This is a genomic window from Robertmurraya kyonggiensis (genome assembly GCF_005116465.1).
GTDB lineage: Bacteria > Bacillota > Bacilli > Bacillales > Cytobacillaceae > Robertmurraya > Robertmurraya kyonggiensis.
Window position 1 is genome coordinate 266,040 of the sequence record NZ_SWBM01000004.1, and the last position, 17,321, is coordinate 283,360.

Below are 17,321 nucleotides of genomic sequence, written 5' to 3' on the forward strand. Positions count from 1 at the left end.
AAAAAGGTTACCCACATAAAATGGATGAACCCGTCTCTTTTGAATTCAAATGTAAAAACGATTTTATTTTTCAATTGCTAATCTGAATACCAATAGTGCAAGCAAACAGGTTATCGGAGTCATTACCATCGTTTCCAAGCCTGAGTTTGAGAATAAATTGCCTATTGTATTAAGCACCATAAGTCCAAACATGACCCATGTACCAACGTTCACAGTTCTTTTAAACTTTCCTTTGAAAATATAGCCTGCTTTTACAGCAATAATTGTAATGAATAGAATTTGTACTACAATCGACATGCTTTCAAAAATAACTAAATCTGACTCACTCTTTAATCGTCCTCCCCATACAAAATCATATGGCACAATTTTTAAAAGTATTAGGACATGCATCAGAAGGGCGGTGGTATTAATAGTGATTATTAAATTACTTGCTAGCCTAATGCTAATTAATTTTTTCATTTCTCCCTCCTCAATGCAATATATTCAACCATTAAGGATCTATGAGGATTAGAAAGTAGGCTACATATAATTTCTGAACAAAAAACAGAGCTGTTTCATATATGAAATAGCTCTGCTAATTTTGTTGCTTATATATGTGTTTTTCCAAAAGAGTCGACCTATTGATATTGAACCTCACAGCGATAAATTCGAAAGCCTTTATTTGAGAACTTCTCTTCATACTCAGTCATAATGTTTCCTTCAAAATCGCTATTGTGCAAATCTAGACTGACGAATTTTAGCAGCATACCATATTCTGAAAAACTCATTAATGAGTATTCAAATAATCCTTGGTTGTCTGTTTTAAAATGGATTTCACCTTTATCAATGAGGATTTCCTCATACAGCTTCAAAAAGGTCTTATAGGTTAAACGACGTTTCGCATGTCGAGTTTTTGGCCATGGATCGGAAAAGTTTAAATACACTCGACTGACATCGCCCTTCGCGAAGTACTCTGTTAATTTTTCTCCATTCACATTTAACAGTCTAAGATTCGGTAAATTCGCTTCTATTAAACGGTCCAGTGCCGTTACAATTACACTTTCAAATAATTCAATCCCGATATAATTAATATGAGGATTGGCTTTGGCCATTTCCGTAATAAAACGACCTTTCCCCGTACCAACCTCAATATGCAGCGGCTGATCGTTTTCAAAAACAGCTTCCCAATTGCCTTTATATTGTTCAGGAGAAGAGACAACATACTGTGGATGTGACTCCAGCATTTCTCTTGCCCACGGCTTATGTCTTACACGCATTTGTACACCCCTAAAAAAATATTCATACAAAACAACATATCATGTGTATAAAAAAAGCGCAAGCACCTGTATGACACGATGCATAATCAAGAAAAGGAATTCACATGCTAGATGTGAATTCCTTTAAAAATTTGTCCGTATCGAAAGGGTGGTACCAATGCCTCTCAATCAACAAAACCAAGTTGACTTATTAAAAGATATTTTAAGCAATCATCAATTGGATTGCTGCGGGTCTGTATCCGAACTTGAACAACTAGAACGACTTGTTCAATCTTTAAAAGCAGGTTCTAATCTCAATCCAAATGTATTAGAGCAAATCCACAATTATAGTCAGAATGGAATACAATCTAACAATTTAGACCAACATATTGAATCGCATCAAGAGCAATTGTCCCAGTGGGTTAGTGACGTTGACCAGTTCTCTTAAAAAGTGAGAAGTTCCCCGATAAAATGGAGCGACTTCTCCATTTCTTCGGTCCGCTCTTTATCTTTTAACCATTGAATCGAATTTAACGTCTGAGCAACAAAATACCATTTCATGCGTAGGCGTAGATGGTCGGTTAATTCAATGCCGTAAAGACGAACCCAATCAATCCATTTATCCTGTGGAATATACCAATACAGCAACATCCCTAAATCAATTGCTGGGTCTCCAATCATCGCACCGTCCCAGTCGATTAAATACAACTGATCATCTTCCTCTGTTAAGAGCCAATTGTTATGGTTGACGTCCCCGTGACACACAACCTGAAGATCCGTTGGAATATTCGCAAGTTCATGTTTCAAAAACTGCAAGGAAGACGTGACAATTGGGTGAGCAAGTAATTCTTGATCCAATGTTTCCTCAATTGAATAAAGGAGATAATTAGGTTGTAATGGAGATTTTCCCATTCTTTTTAACATACCTAAGAGTGGGTCTGAACAATGGATTTTGTGAAGAAGCTTGGCTACCCTTTCATAATTCATTTCAGGGGGCTTAAGCTCTCTTCCCTCTAACCATTGCTGTGCTGTAATTACATCTCCACTCTCTAATCTTTTTGTCCAAATAAGCTTTGGAACAATTCCTTCTGCTGATAAAACGGCAAGGAATGGAGAGGAATTTCGCTTTAAGAATAGTCTTTGTCCATCATGCTGTGCAAAAAATGCTTCTCCTGTTGCCCCTCCAGCAGGGACAATTTCCCATTCTTGTCCAAATAAGTGTTCCAAAATTGTTCACCTTCATTTGATGCAATTCAGCTTTGCAAAGTAGAGTACTAAAATCACATAAGAATAAAAAAGACAGCTACTGAAGCAAGAACCCAACAATAGCTATCTTGTGTAAACTTCATAATAAAGATACCTAATCAAAAATCGAATCATTGTTAAATACAAATAAGAGCTATTTCATTCAGTAATCTTTTAAATTTTATCTCCAAATACCATTTATCGTCAAGTACCCTATTTATCTATTTCCCTAGTTACTAAAGGTAGAACTTGTGGACAAGCTTGGATACTAACTGGTGTTTCCCCGATAAATTCGCCATCAGCATGAACAAAAAGTGGATCCTTGGATTCTATGAAAATCTCTTTTCCAAGAAAATTTTTCACTTCTTTCATTCGCTCATGTCCACCCCAAAATACTGTAATAAAGACAAATAGAAACTTCATTCTTGAAAGATTTTGGACGACCGTGACATTTAATAATCCATCACGAACCGATGCCTTCGGAGAAATTTTCATTCCTCCACCGTAGTACGGTTGATTGGAGACAGTAACAAACCACGTCTCTTCAAATTTATATTTTTTCCCATCAATGGTCATATTTACTACAGTGCGTTTAAACGTAAAAAGCTTTTTCAGAACAAAATAAGCATAAATTAAATTCCCAAGGGAAAACCGATTCATCACTTTTTTTAGTTTTGAATGGTTCGCTTCTTTTGTAATTAGGGCATCAAATCCTGCCCCCATATTATTCACAAAATAGGTCGTTTTTTCTTCGCTATGTACAATTTCACCTACATCTACTAATATCGGCTGCAAATCGATTTGTTTTAATAAAAAGTTCGAAGCCGAGAGATGATTTTTCGGAATGCCATAGCCTCTGCTGAAATCATTACCAGAACCTCCTGGAATAAAACCGACAGAGACATTTTTTGCACCCACAGTTCCATTGATTACTTCATGTAAGGTGCCATCGCCACCAATCACAACAATTACCGCTTTATCCTCATGCTTGGTTTCCTTGCAAATGGACCTCGCTAGCTCTCTTGCATGTCCAGGATATTCTGTATTAAAAGCCGTATAAGGAATCTGCCTTGATTGCAACTCCTTTTCGACATCCAGCCAGACCTTTTTTGAGTAGCCATTTTTTGCTTGAGGATTAATGATTACATATAAATTTTTCATTCCATCAACCTACATTTATTCAGATTCTTGTTCAGATTCCGACTCCCATTCAACTCGACGAACACTTGTAGTAAGACAATATTGTAGAAGAGACTGAGCAGCCTTAAGCTGTACATGTTTTAACGGTGAACGATGTGCTCGCATTTGCTGAAACCATTGTTCATAATTTCGTTTCTCGATCAGTTTTATATCATAAGGCACTGCCGGAAAATCAATATATCCGTTCCGAGATAAAACCACTTTATGAACTGGGAGCTCAATTTCGTACATCTTTAAGACTTGTTTCACAATTTTTTCCGTTCTATTTAAGCCTAGTAATGGATTTAACACCTTTTCTTCCTGCTTTTGATTTCGTTTGGTCCAAAAATGGTCGTTGGAACCTACAAATACTGCTGACTCCTCTTGCTCTAAGAAAGAAATACACCAAATATCAGTTGGCGTAATCACAATTGGCTCAACCTCAACAGGAGCTTTTTTCAACAGAAAAATTGGCTGATACAACACAAGGAACGTGTCCGGAAACCTTTGTAAAAAATATTTCAGCCGATCATCGTAATAATACTTTTTATTAACATAGGTTTTCTCTGCTAAAGTTGTACTCGCCCACTTCATTTGAAAATGAAACAATTGCTCTAAAAAGTGTCGTTTTAGTTCATCCACAGTTGTTGGCCGATGAGTGAAAGAAGGTGCAAAAGTCGATTCTTCTGACTCGACGACTTCATCTTGCTCAACTTCCTGTTTTCCTTTCTTCAAGAACCCCTTAATTTTATGTAAAAAAGGTTCCTTTTCCTCATCAAACCACTCTTGTGTCTGTGGTTCTTCTACTGCTTGTGGAAATCCCCCTTCTTCCCAAGCCCGATGAAGTTTGTCCCATTGCTGCTTTTTCAATCTCACAAAACGAGACGGATATAGAAAAATATCCTGTTCGTACCGCGAAACATAATCCTGCAATTTTATTAACTGTCCCATTTATTATCCATCCTTAAAGAACTACTAGATTAATCTAAATGACTCTACTACCTCATATTTTGGCACTTTTACTAAATTTGTCTTATATAAAACAACTTCATTTGCTTGAAATTTAATTGCTTCTTCCACAAAGGGATTCTTTTGAGTAAGGTTATTATCTGAAAAAGGAGTATTTCCCGTCCACTTTCTCGCTAACGTTATATGTGGATGAAAGGGTCTTGTTTCAAGTTGAAATTCAGCTGTCTGACATGCATCATAGACTAATTTTCTCAATTTCGATAAACGCTCTTCAGGTTCTGTTCCTGCCCAGAAAATACGTGGTGAGTCCTTTTTTCCAAATACCCCTAAGTGATCGATTGTTAACGGAAAAGAATGGCTTTCAGCGAGCATTTCTCTCACAAAATGGAGTGAGGCATGAAGCTGATCCATATTAGCATAGCCTAAGAAAGCCAAGGTAATATGATAATCCTCTTCGTGAACCCAGCGATCGAAAGGAAACTGATGCCGGTTGCATATCTTCCCTAATTGAAGCTTCACATCGTGAGGCAATTTCAACGCATAAAAGTAATGTGTCTTCTTTTCCATTATATCGTCCTTTCTGAGAATCATTTACATTATTTTAACAGATATTTTGTTGGAAAGGGACTCGGGCCAAATGTTTTGTAGTCCGAATAGTTGCCCAGAATAGTTTATTTTCGATATGATAATAATGAAGAACAACGAATTGGAGGCTTAAGCAAATGCCTCATGTAATAAAGAGAGGAAGATTTTATGAAAGTCGTTCAAAATATCTCTGATTTAATCGGAGATACGCCACTTGTAAAGCTAAATCGCTTGGCTCCTGAAAATGGCGCTTCCGTTTATTTAAAGTTGGAATATTTTAACCCAAGTCGCAGTGTCAAGGACCGTGCTGCCTACAATATGATTATTGAAGCAGAAAAGAAGGGACTTTTAAAAGAAGGCTCCACGATCATCGAGCCAACGAGCGGCAACACTGGAATCGGACTAGCCATGAACGCCGCAGCTCGTGGATATGAAGCAATCCTGGTCATGCCAGACACGATGTCACAAGAGAGAATCAATATTTTAAAAGCATATGGTGCAGATGTAGTGTTAACCCCTGGGGATGAAAAAATGCCAGGTTCAATCAAAAAAGCTGAAGAATTAGCAAAGGAAATTCCAAATAGCTTTATTCCAATGCAATTTGAAAACGCAGCAAACCCCGATGCCCATCGTCAAACAACCGCAGTCGAAATTATCGAGGCAATGAAGGAAATTGGCAAAGAACTAAAGGCATTTGTTGCAACATCAGGTACAGGTGGAACAATCACAGGAACTGGTGAAGTTTTAAAGGAACACTATGAGGATATTAAAGTCCACGTGGTCGAGCCTGCTGGTTCGCCTGTGTTATCAGGAGGTCAGCCCGGTAAGCATAAGCTCGTCGGGACAAGCCCAGGATTTGTACCAGACACCCTAAATCCAAATGTGTACGATGAAATTCACTTGGTCACAGATGAGGATGCTTACGACATTACGCGTCGCCTAGCAAGTGAAGAAGGGATACTAGTTGGTCCATCTTCTGGTGCAGCTTGCTACACAGCCCTTCAAGTAGCAAAAACATTAGGACCGAATGACGCGGTTGTATGTATGACTGCAGACACAGGTGAAAGATACTTATCTACAGATGTTTTTCAATTCCACTCATAAAAATAAGAAATCGGCCGTCTGATTTAGGAGTGCCGTTTCTGTGGAGAAATACATGAAGAAACATAGTAATTACCAGACCAAATCTCAGATGATTTGGTCAATTTGTTTAAAATGAAGTTTTAAGACGACTGTTACTTCCAACGGGTGGCGATAGTCCAAAAAGGATTATCGGCTTTTTTGTAGAAGTTATAAAACAAATCTAATAGAAGGATATTTTATCAGAATAAGTAAGATTTTATAATAGATTGGAGTTTGTTTATGAAAAAAGTAGTTTTAGCAGGGGGAACAGGCTTCATTGGTGAATATTTTAATAAAAAATTTAAGGAATTAGGATATGAGGTCTATATCATATCAAGGCAAAAACAACATATTTCTTGGAAAGATCAAGTAGGGATTATAGAGGCATTAGAGGATAGTGAACTTCTTATTAATCTTGCTGGTAAATCTGTGAATTGTAGATACAATGAAGCAAATAAGAATGAAATTATGAATTCAAGGATTCAGACCACTACAATCCTTGGAGAGTCTATACAGGCATGTAATAATCCACCTAAAATTTGGATAAACTCCAGTACGGCAACCATTTATCGACACGCAGAGGATCGGCCAATGACAGAGGAAAATGGAGAGATTGGTTCTGGATTCTCCGTTAATGTTGCAACAAACTGGGAGAAAACCTTCTTTTCCTTTGACTTACCAAAAACGAGACAAATCGCATTACGCATAGCTATTGTATTAGGTAAGAATGGCGGAGTAATTATGCCTTATCGAAATTTAGTGAAATTGGGACTTGGAGGTGTTCAGGGAACGGGAAACCAAAAGTTTAGCTGGGTACATGTTGAGGATTTGTTTCAAATCGTTCTCTTTTTGAAAGATAAAGAAGGTTTAAGTGGTGTTTTTAATTGCTCTTCACCACAACCTGTTAGTAATCGTAAATTGATGGAAGAACTAAGAAAAACTATGAATGTTCCATTTGGTATACCATCACCCAAATGGATGTTGGAAATTGGCTCATTGCTAATTAAAACTGAAACAGAATTGGTATTAAAAAGTCGGTGGGTTCTTCCAGAACGGTTAGAACGTGAAGGTTACACGTTTACCTTTGGAACTCTTGATAAGACCTTGCAAGACATTTTGTAAATTGAGATGTTCTATAAATTAGATTGTGAAGGGTTAAACTTATAACAAACAACTTTAGTTAAACAAGATGACCTAAAGACAGACCGCTTGGATTTTTATCCAAGCGATCTTGTTTGCTACTTATTTCGCCAACTCATAAATCGCTTGAGCATAAATAGCCGTGGCTTTAAGAAGGTCATCAATAATCATATACTCATCTTTTTGGTGAGCAATGTCTTCTCTTCCTGGGAACAGCGGGCCAAACGCAACACCTGATTTTAATGAGCGGGCATAGGTTCCTCCACCAATTGAAAGAAGCTCGGCTTTTTCTCCCGTTTGCTCCTCATAGACTTTCTTTAGAGTTTGAACGAGGAAGTCGCTCTCATCCACATGATGTGGCTTAGAATTCGAGAAGTTCTCAATTTTGAAACCTTCGCCAGCAACCTTGTCCTCAAGCTTCGCCTTTGTTTCTTGTAAGTTTGTTGTGACAGGGTAACGCATGTTAAGTCCTAGCTTTCCTCCAAGCTCCTTGCTATAAAAAAGCTTCCCAACATTAATCGTTAAATCACCTGTAATATCGTCTGTATAAGCAATTCCTAATCCTTTTCCACGTGAATCCTCAAAAAAGAATTTTTTCACAAATTGAAAATAGTGTGCAGCCTTTGCATCAATTTCTTCCTCTGCCAGGAATAAGGCTAAAAATAATCCAGCATTTTTCCCTTTGTTCGGCTCCATTCCGTGAGCAGAAACGCCTTCAACCTCTAAAGTTACTCGTCCGTCTTGCTCTTCAAGTTTACCTACAAGACCTTTTTCTTCTAAAAAGCTTTCAAAACGTTTATGTAAATCTTTCATTTCCCCTGTTAACACAGCTTTCGCATAATCAGGGACCATATTATGACGTCTTCCCGACTCGAAAGATTCCACCACAATCGGGGCATTCAGCTCAAAATCTTGAGCTGTTTGCACTAAATCGTAGTCTGCAATTCCCTTCTCTGCATAAATAATTGGGAAATCGGCATCTGGAGCAAACCCGAATGATGGCATTTCTTCATTTTCAAAATAATGATCAACACAACGCCAATTGCTTTCTTCATCAGTTCCAATAATCATGCGCACACGACGATTCAATGGCAAACCAAGGTCCTTTACAATTTTCATTGCATAATAAGCAGCCATTGTCGGTCCTTTGTCATCAATCGCGCCACGAGCAAATATTTTCCCATCACGAATCTCAGCTGCATAAGGATCGCTTGTCCAGCCATCTCCCTCAGGAACGACATCGACATGGCAAAGAATGCCCACGAGCTCTTCTCCCTGCCCAAATTCCAAATGCCCCGCTAAATTGCCTACATTCTTCGCTGTAAATCCATCTTTCTCGCCTAGATCAAGCATGAATTGCAATGCTTCTTTGACCCCTTCTCCAAGTGGAGCCTCTGGCGTTGTATTTTCTTCATCTAAAAGACTCTTAATTTTCAATAACTCCTGAGTATCTTTTATTATGGCTTCTTTTCTATCAGTAACTTCCTTCATCCAATCCATCGTAATTCCTCCAAACATCAATCTATATCTATAATATGGCATATTTCAGGTGAAAAATCGAACTTTGTATCCGCTAATCTTATACTTGTGGAAACGAAATTTGATTGACCAAGAAATATCCGCTCCCCGCAAACAATCCTACTACGAGAATTGCACAGATGAACAATACTCCTATAGCCCAATTCCTTGCCAAAAAATAGGCATCATAACCTTGATATTTTTTCGAAAAAGGATGCGAAAGAACAACACGCTCCCATGTAATCCCTAACCAAATCCACATCATTAGTAGAAACCCTATGAAAATGATAACCTTCATCCAAATAGGGGGTACAATGATTAGCGCAGCCACGGTTGCCGAGCAGATTTGCATATAAGTTAATATGTAGGAAGTGTTTCGAATGAATACTTTGATAAATAACTCGAGAAATCCATTTCTCGAAGTTCTCTTTTTGAAAATCCGTTTGGAATTTCGAAATAACCATGGCTTTTTTCTTGAATACACTTTCGTTTTTTCGATATCAAACGACATTTGGTGGATAGCCTGAAGGAGTTTTAACTTTTCTTCTTGTTCAATTGCTAGCTCTATACTAAACAACGATTTTTTCTTTACCAAAGGATAATAGAAGTACGTGCTGACGAAACCAACCACCATCGAAATGATAATTACAATCCCAAAATTCCCACTTATCCAAAGGAATGAAATGATTTTAGCAAACCAGCTTAACAAAATAAACGCTAGTATTGTCACGATGATCCTTTTCATTTTACTTTGTATTTTCTTGAGATAAAATTTCAAGTACATAACAAAATATTTCATCGCCAGCAAAAAGAAAAAATAATAGAATGCATGCTTGAATGTTAATTGAGAATACTGAATTAAAAATGGAAGTAGTGCGATTACTACTACAAGGGTGTTCATTGCTTGAAAAATCAAAGAGTAAAAGAATCCCCATTTTCTAAGGCCATAAAATAGTGAATCCTTCTTAATGAGAAACACCATGTCGGCTTCATCCGTATAAAACCGATACGCTCCCGTCCAGGAGAAAAAATACCCCAGAAGAAAAATGAAACTTACTGGCATCCATGCCATCCACGTTGGTGCTCCATCAATCCACCATGAACGATAAATGAAAATAGATACCACAATCGTAGGGATAATCAAATATAGCCAAATTGTCCAATCTGCAATGGAACGAAACGTCCTTATCTGAAACAACCAATCTTGCGTCAAACGGCGACGAAACAATTGAAAACTAGTCATTATTTTGTCCCTCTGAAATGTGGTAGAAGCAATCAAATAACGACGCATCCTCTAGTCCACACTGTTGTTGGATTTCTTGTAATGTTCCTGAAGCAGCTAATTTCCCCTCGTTCACTAGTAAAAATCGATCACATACCTTCTCTGCAGTATCTAGTACGTGCGTAGACATAATGATCCCCACACCACGTTTTCTCTCTTCTTCAATCGATGTTAAAAGCATCTTAACAGCACTTGGATCAAGTCCAATAAATGGTTCATCAATGATGTATACAGACGGCTTAGTGATTAACGCTAAAATTAACATTGCCTTTTGTTGCATTCCCTTCGAAAAAGTGGAAGGTAACTGGTGCGCAACATCATATAACTTAAACAAATGGAGAAGTTCCACAACATGTTGTTGATACTCTTTTTGATCTAATTGTTCCACAGCTGCAACAAAATCTAAATGCTCCCATAAGGTTAGTTCATCATAAAAAATCGGTCTTTCTGGAATGTAAGCATATTTTTCCTCTTGTTGAAAAACAGCTTCTCCCTCCACGAATCCCATTAATCCTAATATTGTTTTAATGGTCGTACTTTTTCCAGCGCCGTTTGGTCCAATTAAGCCGATCAACTCTCCTTTTTCTAATGAGAATTGAATATCTTGTATGACTGACTTCTCTTTTTCATAACCCGCTTGCTTTATATCTACGGTTAGTAAACTCATAGCAACTCTCCTCCTATATTTTATATACGAACAGAAATGGAAAAAGTTTGCTTTTTCAAAGAAAAAAGCCATCCCTAAGGACAGCCTTATACCAACTAATTTAATTCTAACATTTTTATTAATTCTTCATTCTCATAATCAACAGCATAGTCATAAGCAGTCGAACCATAAGAATCTTGCATACTTACGTCAGCACCGTTTTCTACTAAAATTCGGGCCATTTCCACATCATCATAAAATACAGCGTCCATCAGAGGCGTTGTGTCGTAAACATTAATCGTATTTGGATCAGCCCCCTGCTCCAAGAGAAATTCTGCAGCTTCATAGGAAAAGTTAGTGACTGCAAGATGAAGGGCTGTCGAACCATCTACATCAGTTGCATTGATATCTTCTCCCTCTTCAAGAAGCAGACTAAGTTGTTCTACATCATTATCCACTGCCGCATTCATAAGAGGCGTGGTTCCTTCCACTTCCATCATCAGTTGAGAAAATAGGTCAATATTCTTTACTGCCTTGACAGCAAAAAACGCACCCGTTATCACGATAATAATGGAGAGAATTGCCACTCCAAGACCAAGCCAAACTCTTCCCTTAGGCTCTTTTAATACTTCTGTTGTATCAGGAGTGAAACATTTGGAAAGCTCGTACACCCTTTTTGGTAAATGTGGGTGCGTTGACATTTTTTCATTGAACCATACAAAAAAGCCAGATTCTGTTTGTAGCTGTCTCATATAAGCCTCTTTATTCACCCTTGAGTAAAGTTCTTTACCAATTGCCAGCATTAATAAGCCATTTGTTGCAGCCTCTAAAGATTGAATATAGTAAGCTGCATAACGGTCACACGTATATTCACAAGCTCTTAAATAAGCATTTCCTAAAAAAGGTACCCATAACGCCGGTAATATTAATAGACTTATAAGAACATGCTTACGTTTCAAGTGAGCAAATTCATGAGCCAGTACAAAGAGAACTTCTTTTTCCCCATGTTTTTCGATCAAATCAAAAATACCCGAATAAAGAACGACCATGTCCTTCATGAAAAATCTTGTGGCAAACGCATTAAGAACACCTTCAGATTCCATCACATAGATGTCAGGGATTTTCGATAATCCCATATCCTTTGCAACGGTAACCGCCTTTTGATACAGTTCTGGGAATTGTTCTTCACTTAGTTTGACGCCATTACGTCTAACTCCTCCCATATAAAAACCATGGAGAACAAGAGAAAAAAACAAAATAAGTGCAATAACGATTAAACCTACAATTGAAAAGGCCAAAAATAAATACGCGAGGATGCTAAATAGCATAACAAAGCCTAAATAAATATTTTCTTTCCTGTGAACGAGTTGATTTTCTAAAGTCGAGTCCAAACCCATCTCCCTTTCCTAATAAATGACAAATATGACATCCATTATATATTAGCAAACGAAAATATGATAGAGGAAAAAATGATTCGTCAAATTATAAGAATATTCAATTTTCGTTCATATTTAGCCTGTCTCACGCCATATGTATAACTGAGGCTAACACAAAGGAGGGAATTTTCAGATTTAACACAATGTAAAATTTTCGTAATAAAGTAGAAATTATTTGAAAATAAGTTTAGAATTGTTTTTAAGGGTTTAACCTAATAGTAGAAATGAATAAAGGGGTTGTCTAGGGAGAAGAAGATTACATATGTATGAGAAGCAGTTCTCATAATAAGCTGTCAACTGTAGGATATGCCACTGGTTTGAAAAAAGGATAGGGAGTGGTTTTTTGAAACCTTCGACTAACCGGATGATAAACCGAATCAAATCCGTCTACATGTTTATTAATCAGCAGGGAATTGTCACAACGCAAGAGCTTGTAGAAGAATTTGGTACAACTCCTCGGACGATCCAACGAGATTTGAATGTCTTGGCTTACAATGACTTAGTAAAAAGTCCTAGCCGAGGCAAGTGGACAACGACACAGAAGAAAGTAAGAATAACCTCTTAATGACCTCAATTGATACTTCTAAATTCAAATCGCCTACTCGAAATGGTAGGCGATTTTTTTGGTTCAATTTTGGGGATTTTCGGTATTTATATTAGTATCTTTTGCCGAATTCCAGAACTCTCTATTTCACTTCATACTCCATCAAACTTTGAATCTCCTCATCGGTTAACTCACGATACTCACCAAGTTCTAATGATTCATCAAGCTCTAACGGTCCCATCGATAAACGTTTCAAATAGACGACTTTTTTTCCAACTGCCTCAAACATTCTTTTTACTTGATGGAACTTTCCTTCTGTAATCGTTAATTCGATGTCAGAACGTGGGCCAGACTTCAATATTTTCAGCTCACCTGGCTTTGTTTCATACCCATCGTCCAAGACGACACCTTGTCTAAATGCTTCAACATCCTCATCCGTTACCTCTTGATCAATCACCGCAAAATAAGTTTTTGGAACATGCTTTTTTGGAGATAACAAGCGATGAGATAACTGTCCATCATTTGTTATCAGCAACAGTCCTTCCGTATCCTTATCTAATCGACCTACTGGAAAAGGTGAATAAACGGCGTCCTCCATCTCTAATAAATCAATCACTGTTTGATCGTGATTGTCTTCTGTTGCAGAGATGACACCTGGAGGCTTGTTCATCATCAAATAAATAAATTCCTTATATTCTACAGCCTCACCATGTAAGGTAACTGTATCTTTCTCAGGTTCCACATGCTCCTTGGCATCCTTTATGACTCGGTCATTGACCTTAACCGCTCCATCTTTTAAAAGCTTTTTCACTTCTTTTCGACTGCCAAAACCAAGGTTGGCCAACATTTTATCAATTCTCATAACGAGCCCTCATTTCATTCGTATATCGTGGGCAAGAGCCCTTACAATTAAATCTGCTTTTCATAGACTATTATCACGACTAAGCGTATTTTTAGTCATCCTCATAACGAAATCCCTATCCTTAATCCCCCACTTAGGAGGTGTGCAATTTGTACTATCGACAACAGGGACAACAATTTATCCCAGGATTTCCTGGGTTTCCAGGAGGTGGCGGCGGAAATATCGAGCGCCGTCTTAATCAATTAGAGCGTCAAAACGAAAGGTTCGAACGTCAATTAGAACGTCTTGAGCGACGAGTGGAGCGAATCGAAAGAAGACTAGGAATTTACAGTGATAATTACTAGTGAAAAAACAGGTCTCCACTTCAAGTGGGGACCTGCAAAAGTTTGCTACACTTTTATTCGTAATTTTGCTAAAATCCGATCGACTCGCGAACCAAATAAGAAATTCACTAGTTTCGTCTTTAAGCCTAAGTAAAAATAAATTCCAGCTCCAACTGCCGCACAAATAATGATCATCACTAGTGCTTCCCATTTTACTTCAGGCGATAAGAACATAGAAAGTAGTCTGTACACAAGCATTGTCACAACATACATAATGACAGTGAAAATAACGATTAACATACCTCTTCTAAATACAAGACGGTATCGATACTTTGAAAATGCTTTGATAACAAATAAATTGATTAGTATCGCTGCTCCGTATCCCAGCGCTGTTGCTAAGATCGCACCCTTCGTTTCCATTAATTTGATCAACGGAATATTCAAGCTTAGCTTAATGAGAATACCAACTAATAAACTAAGGATGTTAAACTTTTGCGCGTCAATCCCTTGTAAAATTGCTGCTGTGACCGCGTATAGAGCAAATAAAATTGCAATTGGTGCATATGCCTGTAGCACTTCCGTCCCTAACGCATCAGCCGCATAGAACACCGTATAAAAAGGTTCTGCTAATAAAGAAAGACCTAAAGTAGCTGGCAATGTCAAATACATAAGTACTTGGAACGTTTGATTTAATTGACGATTCAACCCCTGCTGGTCTTGCTCCGTAAAGGATCTTGTAACTGCCGGCACTAATGTTAGAGAAAAGGCCGTTGCAAGAGAAACAGGAATAATCACGAGCTTCTGTGCTTGGAAGTTTAAGATCGAAAATGCATATTCTGCATCCTTAAATTTATATCCAATGGCAACCATCGTTTTATTAAAAGTTAACTGATCAATAAATTGAAATAGTGGATTGGCAATTCCCACTAAGACAAACGGGATTGAATACAAGAGAATTTCTTTGTAAATCTCTTTGACCGAGATATCAACAGTTCTTTTATCATTTAGTAAAAGTGCATCGTACTCTGGCTTCTTCTTATACCAATACCATAAGAGAACCACGAGCCCCCCTAATCCTCCAATAAAGGCCGCAAAAACGGAGACACTAACTGCTGTAACAAGCGATCCATTAAGCAAATGTAAAACGGCATATGCCCCTACAAGAACGAATACAATCCGCACGATTTGTTCGATAACCTGAGAGATAGCTGTCGGTTCCATCGATTGATGCCCTTGAAAGTATCCACGAATAATGGACATTAAAGGAATGATGATTAAAGCAAAACTCACCGCTCTAATAACAGTTGTCACATCATCCTTATGAGCCAAAAATGCAGGATCCGTGATGACCGTGCCTGCTAAGCTTGGGGCAGCTGCATATAAAATAAGAAAGGAAATGATGCCGGTAATCCCCATCAAAAGGAGTCCTGTCTTAAATAACTTTCTTCCAACTTCATATTCTTCAATCGCATTATATTTTGAAATAAATTTAGAAACTGATGCCGGAATCCCTCCGGTGGCAATACTAATAAAAATCGTATAAGGGATATAAGCGTAATTATAAAGGGCTGTTCCTTCCTCACCTACTAATGCAAAAAACGGAATAACATAGAACAAGCCTAGAAATTTTGATATAAAAGTACCTAAGGTTAAGATAAAAGTTCCTCTTAACAGCTTTGAAGACATAACATCCCATCCTAATTAGAAATCAGCTAGAATCAAAATAAATAAATAAATAAATAAATTATACAACTAAACAGTTTACACTTCTTTAAGAATAACTGCTACTAAAATTAAAAACATATTATCTTTATTCTTTCCATAAAACCCGTTTTAAGATAAACGGGCAGACTTTCATTACAATAATCCTTGTTTTATAATATAATGATTGGATTTAAATTAGAAAAAGTCTAATGGCTATTTACATAAATTTTTAAGGAGAAGAATGTATGCAATATGACGTGATAGTAATCGGTGGTGGTCCCTCTGGTCTAATGGCGGCCATCGCTGCGGGTGAACAAGGTGCACGGGTACTTTTAGTCGATAAAGGAGACAAGCTCGGCCGAAAATTAGCCATATCAGGTGGAGGAAGATGCAACGTTACCAATCGACTTCCGATTGATGAAATCATCAAGCATATTCCTGGGAACGGTCGCTTTTTACACAGCGCATTTTCGATCTTTAATAATGAAGACATTATCTCTTTCTTTGAAAAGCTAGGGGTAGAGCTGAAAGAAGAAGACCACGGTAGAATGTTTCCCGTTTCAAATAAAGCTCAGTCTGTTGTCGATGCCATGCTGAATCGGTTGAAGGACCTAAAGGTACATATTAAAACGAATTCTCCTGTTGCCGATGTTAAATATCAGGATGATCACACTGCCTCTGTTCATTTTAAAGATGGAGACAGCTATGAGACAAAAGCTGTTGTTATTGCCGTAGGTGGCAAATCTGTCCCACACACGGGCTCTACAGGCGACGGGTATGATTGGGCGAGAAAGGCCGGTCACACGATAACTGATTTATATCCGACCGAAGTTCCCTTAACTTCCTCCGAGCCGTTTATCAAAGAAAAAGTACTACAAGGATTATCTTTGCGAGATGTAGCTTTAAGTGTTTTAAACCCAAAAGGAAAAGCTCTTATTACGCATCAAATGGATATGATCTTTACTCATTTTGGCGTGAGCGGTCCAGCTGTTCTTCGTTGTAGCCAATTTATCGTGAAGGCGAAGAAAAAATGGGACCTAAAAGAAGTGGCGATGAGTCTAGATGTCCTTCCGGATAAAAAAGAGGAACCCCTTTTCCAAGAATTCATGGCTCTTGTCAAAGCCGAACCGAAAAAAAGTATAAAGAATATTTTAAAAGGGCTAGTCCCTGAACGATATTTATTATTCCTTTTAGAAAGAAACGGCATTGACCCGGCTGCTCAAGGAGCTAATCTATCCGCTGAGAAAATTCGTGCCTTTACACATAGCTGTAAGCAGTTTGAATTTAAGGTAAATGGTACGTTACCAATCGAAAAGGCCTTTGTCACAGGTGGTGGTGTTTCTGTCAAAGAAATCGAGCCGCAAACAATGGCTTCTAAGAAAATGAACGGACTTTATTTTTGCGGTGAAATCCTCGATATCCACGGGTATACAGGAGGATACAATATTACATCTGCCCTCGTGACTGGAAGATTGGCTGGCACGAATGCAGCTATTTTTGCGAAAACGAAAGGAGTTTGACGATTATGTCA

General features: G+C 37.9%; 18 protein-coding genes. 6 read left to right on the top strand and 12 right to left on the bottom strand.

All coding sequences use genetic code 11. From position 1 onward, the window contains the following. Positions 1–63: 63 nt before the first annotated feature. Both FA727_RS17235 and trmB read right to left on the bottom strand, forming a co-directional pair. Entirely contained in the window at positions 64–459 is a 396-nt protein-coding gene (locus FA727_RS17235; protein ID WP_136832806.1) for a hypothetical protein, read from the bottom strand. Positions 460–617: 158 nt separating this feature from the next. Beyond that, on the bottom strand, positions 618–1,256 hold the full coding sequence (gene trmB, locus FA727_RS17240) for a tRNA (guanosine(46)-N7)-methyltransferase TrmB (RefSeq protein WP_136832807.1): 639 nt from the start codon (positions 1,254–1,256) through the stop codon (positions 618–620). A gap of 157 nt (positions 1,257–1,413) precedes the next feature. Between trmB and FA727_RS17245 the strand changes: the two genes are divergently transcribed. Next, positions 1,414–1,683, top strand: coding sequence for a YtzH-like family protein (locus tag FA727_RS17245; protein ID WP_136832808.1), 270 nt, complete (start codon positions 1,414–1,416; stop codon positions 1,681–1,683). Here FA727_RS17245 and FA727_RS17250 read toward each other — a convergent pair. The 4 genes from FA727_RS17250 to thpR form a co-directional block, all read right to left on the bottom strand. Further along, entirely contained in the window at positions 1,680–2,462 is a 783-nt protein-coding gene (locus FA727_RS17250; RefSeq protein ID WP_136832809.1) for a phosphotransferase family protein, read from the bottom strand. The genes FA727_RS17245 and FA727_RS17250 overlap by 4 nt on opposite strands. A gap of 231 nt (positions 2,463–2,693) precedes the next feature. After that, positions 2,694–3,641 carry a diacylglycerol/lipid kinase family protein gene (locus FA727_RS17255; RefSeq protein ID WP_136832810.1) on the bottom strand — a complete coding sequence of 316 codons (948 nt, stop codon included), beginning with the start codon at positions 3,639–3,641 and terminating at the stop codon, positions 2,694–2,696. 15 nt (positions 3,642–3,656) lie between these two features. Then, positions 3,657–4,610, bottom strand: coding sequence for a nuclease-related domain-containing protein (locus FA727_RS17260; protein ID WP_136832811.1), 954 nt, complete (start codon positions 4,608–4,610; stop codon positions 3,657–3,659). Between the two features lie 24 nt (positions 4,611–4,634). Further along, the gene (gene thpR, locus FA727_RS17265; RefSeq protein WP_136832812.1) at positions 4,635–5,195 is read right to left on the bottom strand and encodes an RNA 2',3'-cyclic phosphodiesterase; all 561 of its coding nucleotides are present in this window, start codon (positions 5,193–5,195) and stop codon (positions 4,635–4,637) included. Between the two features lie 186 nt (positions 5,196–5,381). On the opposite strand from thpR, the gene cysK reads away from it, so the two are divergent. Continuing rightward, positions 5,382–6,317, top strand: coding sequence for a cysteine synthase A (cysK, locus tag FA727_RS17270; protein ID WP_136832813.1), 936 nt, complete (start codon positions 5,382–5,384; stop codon positions 6,315–6,317). 258 nt (positions 6,318–6,575) lie between these two features. Further along, positions 6,576–7,457: a TIGR01777 family oxidoreductase gene (locus tag FA727_RS17275; RefSeq protein ID WP_136832814.1), complete on the top strand. Its 882-nt coding sequence runs from the start codon at positions 6,576–6,578 to the stop codon at positions 7,455–7,457. 120 nt (positions 7,458–7,577) lie between these two features. Here the strand turns inward: FA727_RS17275 and pepV are convergent, their stop codons facing one another. The 4 genes from pepV to FA727_RS17295 form a co-directional block, all read right to left on the bottom strand. After that, positions 7,578–8,975, bottom strand: coding sequence for a dipeptidase PepV (pepV, locus tag FA727_RS17280; protein ID WP_136832815.1), 1,398 nt, complete (start codon positions 8,973–8,975; stop codon positions 7,578–7,580). 79 nt (positions 8,976–9,054) lie between these two features. Then, entirely contained in the window at positions 9,055–10,236 is a 1,182-nt protein-coding gene (locus tag FA727_RS17285) for an ABC transporter permease (protein ID WP_158318907.1), read from the bottom strand. Beyond that, positions 10,229–10,942 carry an ABC transporter ATP-binding protein gene (locus FA727_RS17290; RefSeq protein ID WP_136832817.1) on the bottom strand — a complete coding sequence of 238 codons (714 nt, stop codon included), beginning with the start codon at positions 10,940–10,942 and terminating at the stop codon, positions 10,229–10,231. The genes FA727_RS17285 and FA727_RS17290 overlap by 8 nt, the downstream gene beginning before the upstream one ends. A gap of 95 nt (positions 10,943–11,037) precedes the next feature. Further along, positions 11,038–12,312 carry a M48 family metallopeptidase gene (locus tag FA727_RS17295; RefSeq protein WP_136832818.1) on the bottom strand — a complete coding sequence of 425 codons (1,275 nt, stop codon included), beginning with the start codon at positions 12,310–12,312 and terminating at the stop codon, positions 11,038–11,040. Between the two features lie 388 nt (positions 12,313–12,700). Between FA727_RS17295 and FA727_RS17300 the strand changes: the two genes are divergently transcribed. Continuing rightward, positions 12,701–12,922, top strand: a complete 222-nt coding sequence (locus FA727_RS17300) for a DeoR family transcriptional regulator (protein ID WP_136832819.1) — start codon at positions 12,701–12,703, stop codon at positions 12,920–12,922. Between the two features lie 121 nt (positions 12,923–13,043). Here the strand turns inward: FA727_RS17300 and FA727_RS17305 are convergent, their stop codons facing one another. After that, the gene (locus FA727_RS17305) at positions 13,044–13,763 is read right to left on the bottom strand and encodes a pseudouridine synthase (protein WP_136832820.1); all 720 of its coding nucleotides are present in this window, start codon (positions 13,761–13,763) and stop codon (positions 13,044–13,046) included. 149 nt (positions 13,764–13,912) lie between these two features. On the opposite strand from FA727_RS17305, the gene FA727_RS17310 reads away from it, so the two are divergent. Further along, complete coding sequence (locus FA727_RS17310; protein WP_246010404.1) at positions 13,913–14,107, top strand: hypothetical protein; 195 nt, start codon at positions 13,913–13,915, stop codon at positions 14,105–14,107. 45 nt (positions 14,108–14,152) lie between these two features. On the opposite strand, the gene FA727_RS17315 is transcribed toward FA727_RS17310, so the two are convergent. Beyond that, positions 14,153–15,772 (bottom strand): putative polysaccharide biosynthesis protein, encoded by a 1,620-nt coding sequence (locus tag FA727_RS17315; RefSeq protein WP_136832821.1) that lies wholly within the window; start codon positions 15,770–15,772, stop codon positions 14,153–14,155. Positions 15,773–16,035: 263 nt separating this feature from the next. Between FA727_RS17315 and FA727_RS17320 the strand changes: the two genes are divergently transcribed. Beyond that, a complete protein-coding gene (locus FA727_RS17320) occupies positions 16,036–17,310 on the top strand; it encodes a BaiN/RdsA family NAD(P)/FAD-dependent oxidoreductase (protein WP_136832822.1) in 1,275 nt (424 codons plus the stop codon). Positions 17,311–17,321: the final 11 nt, after the last annotated feature.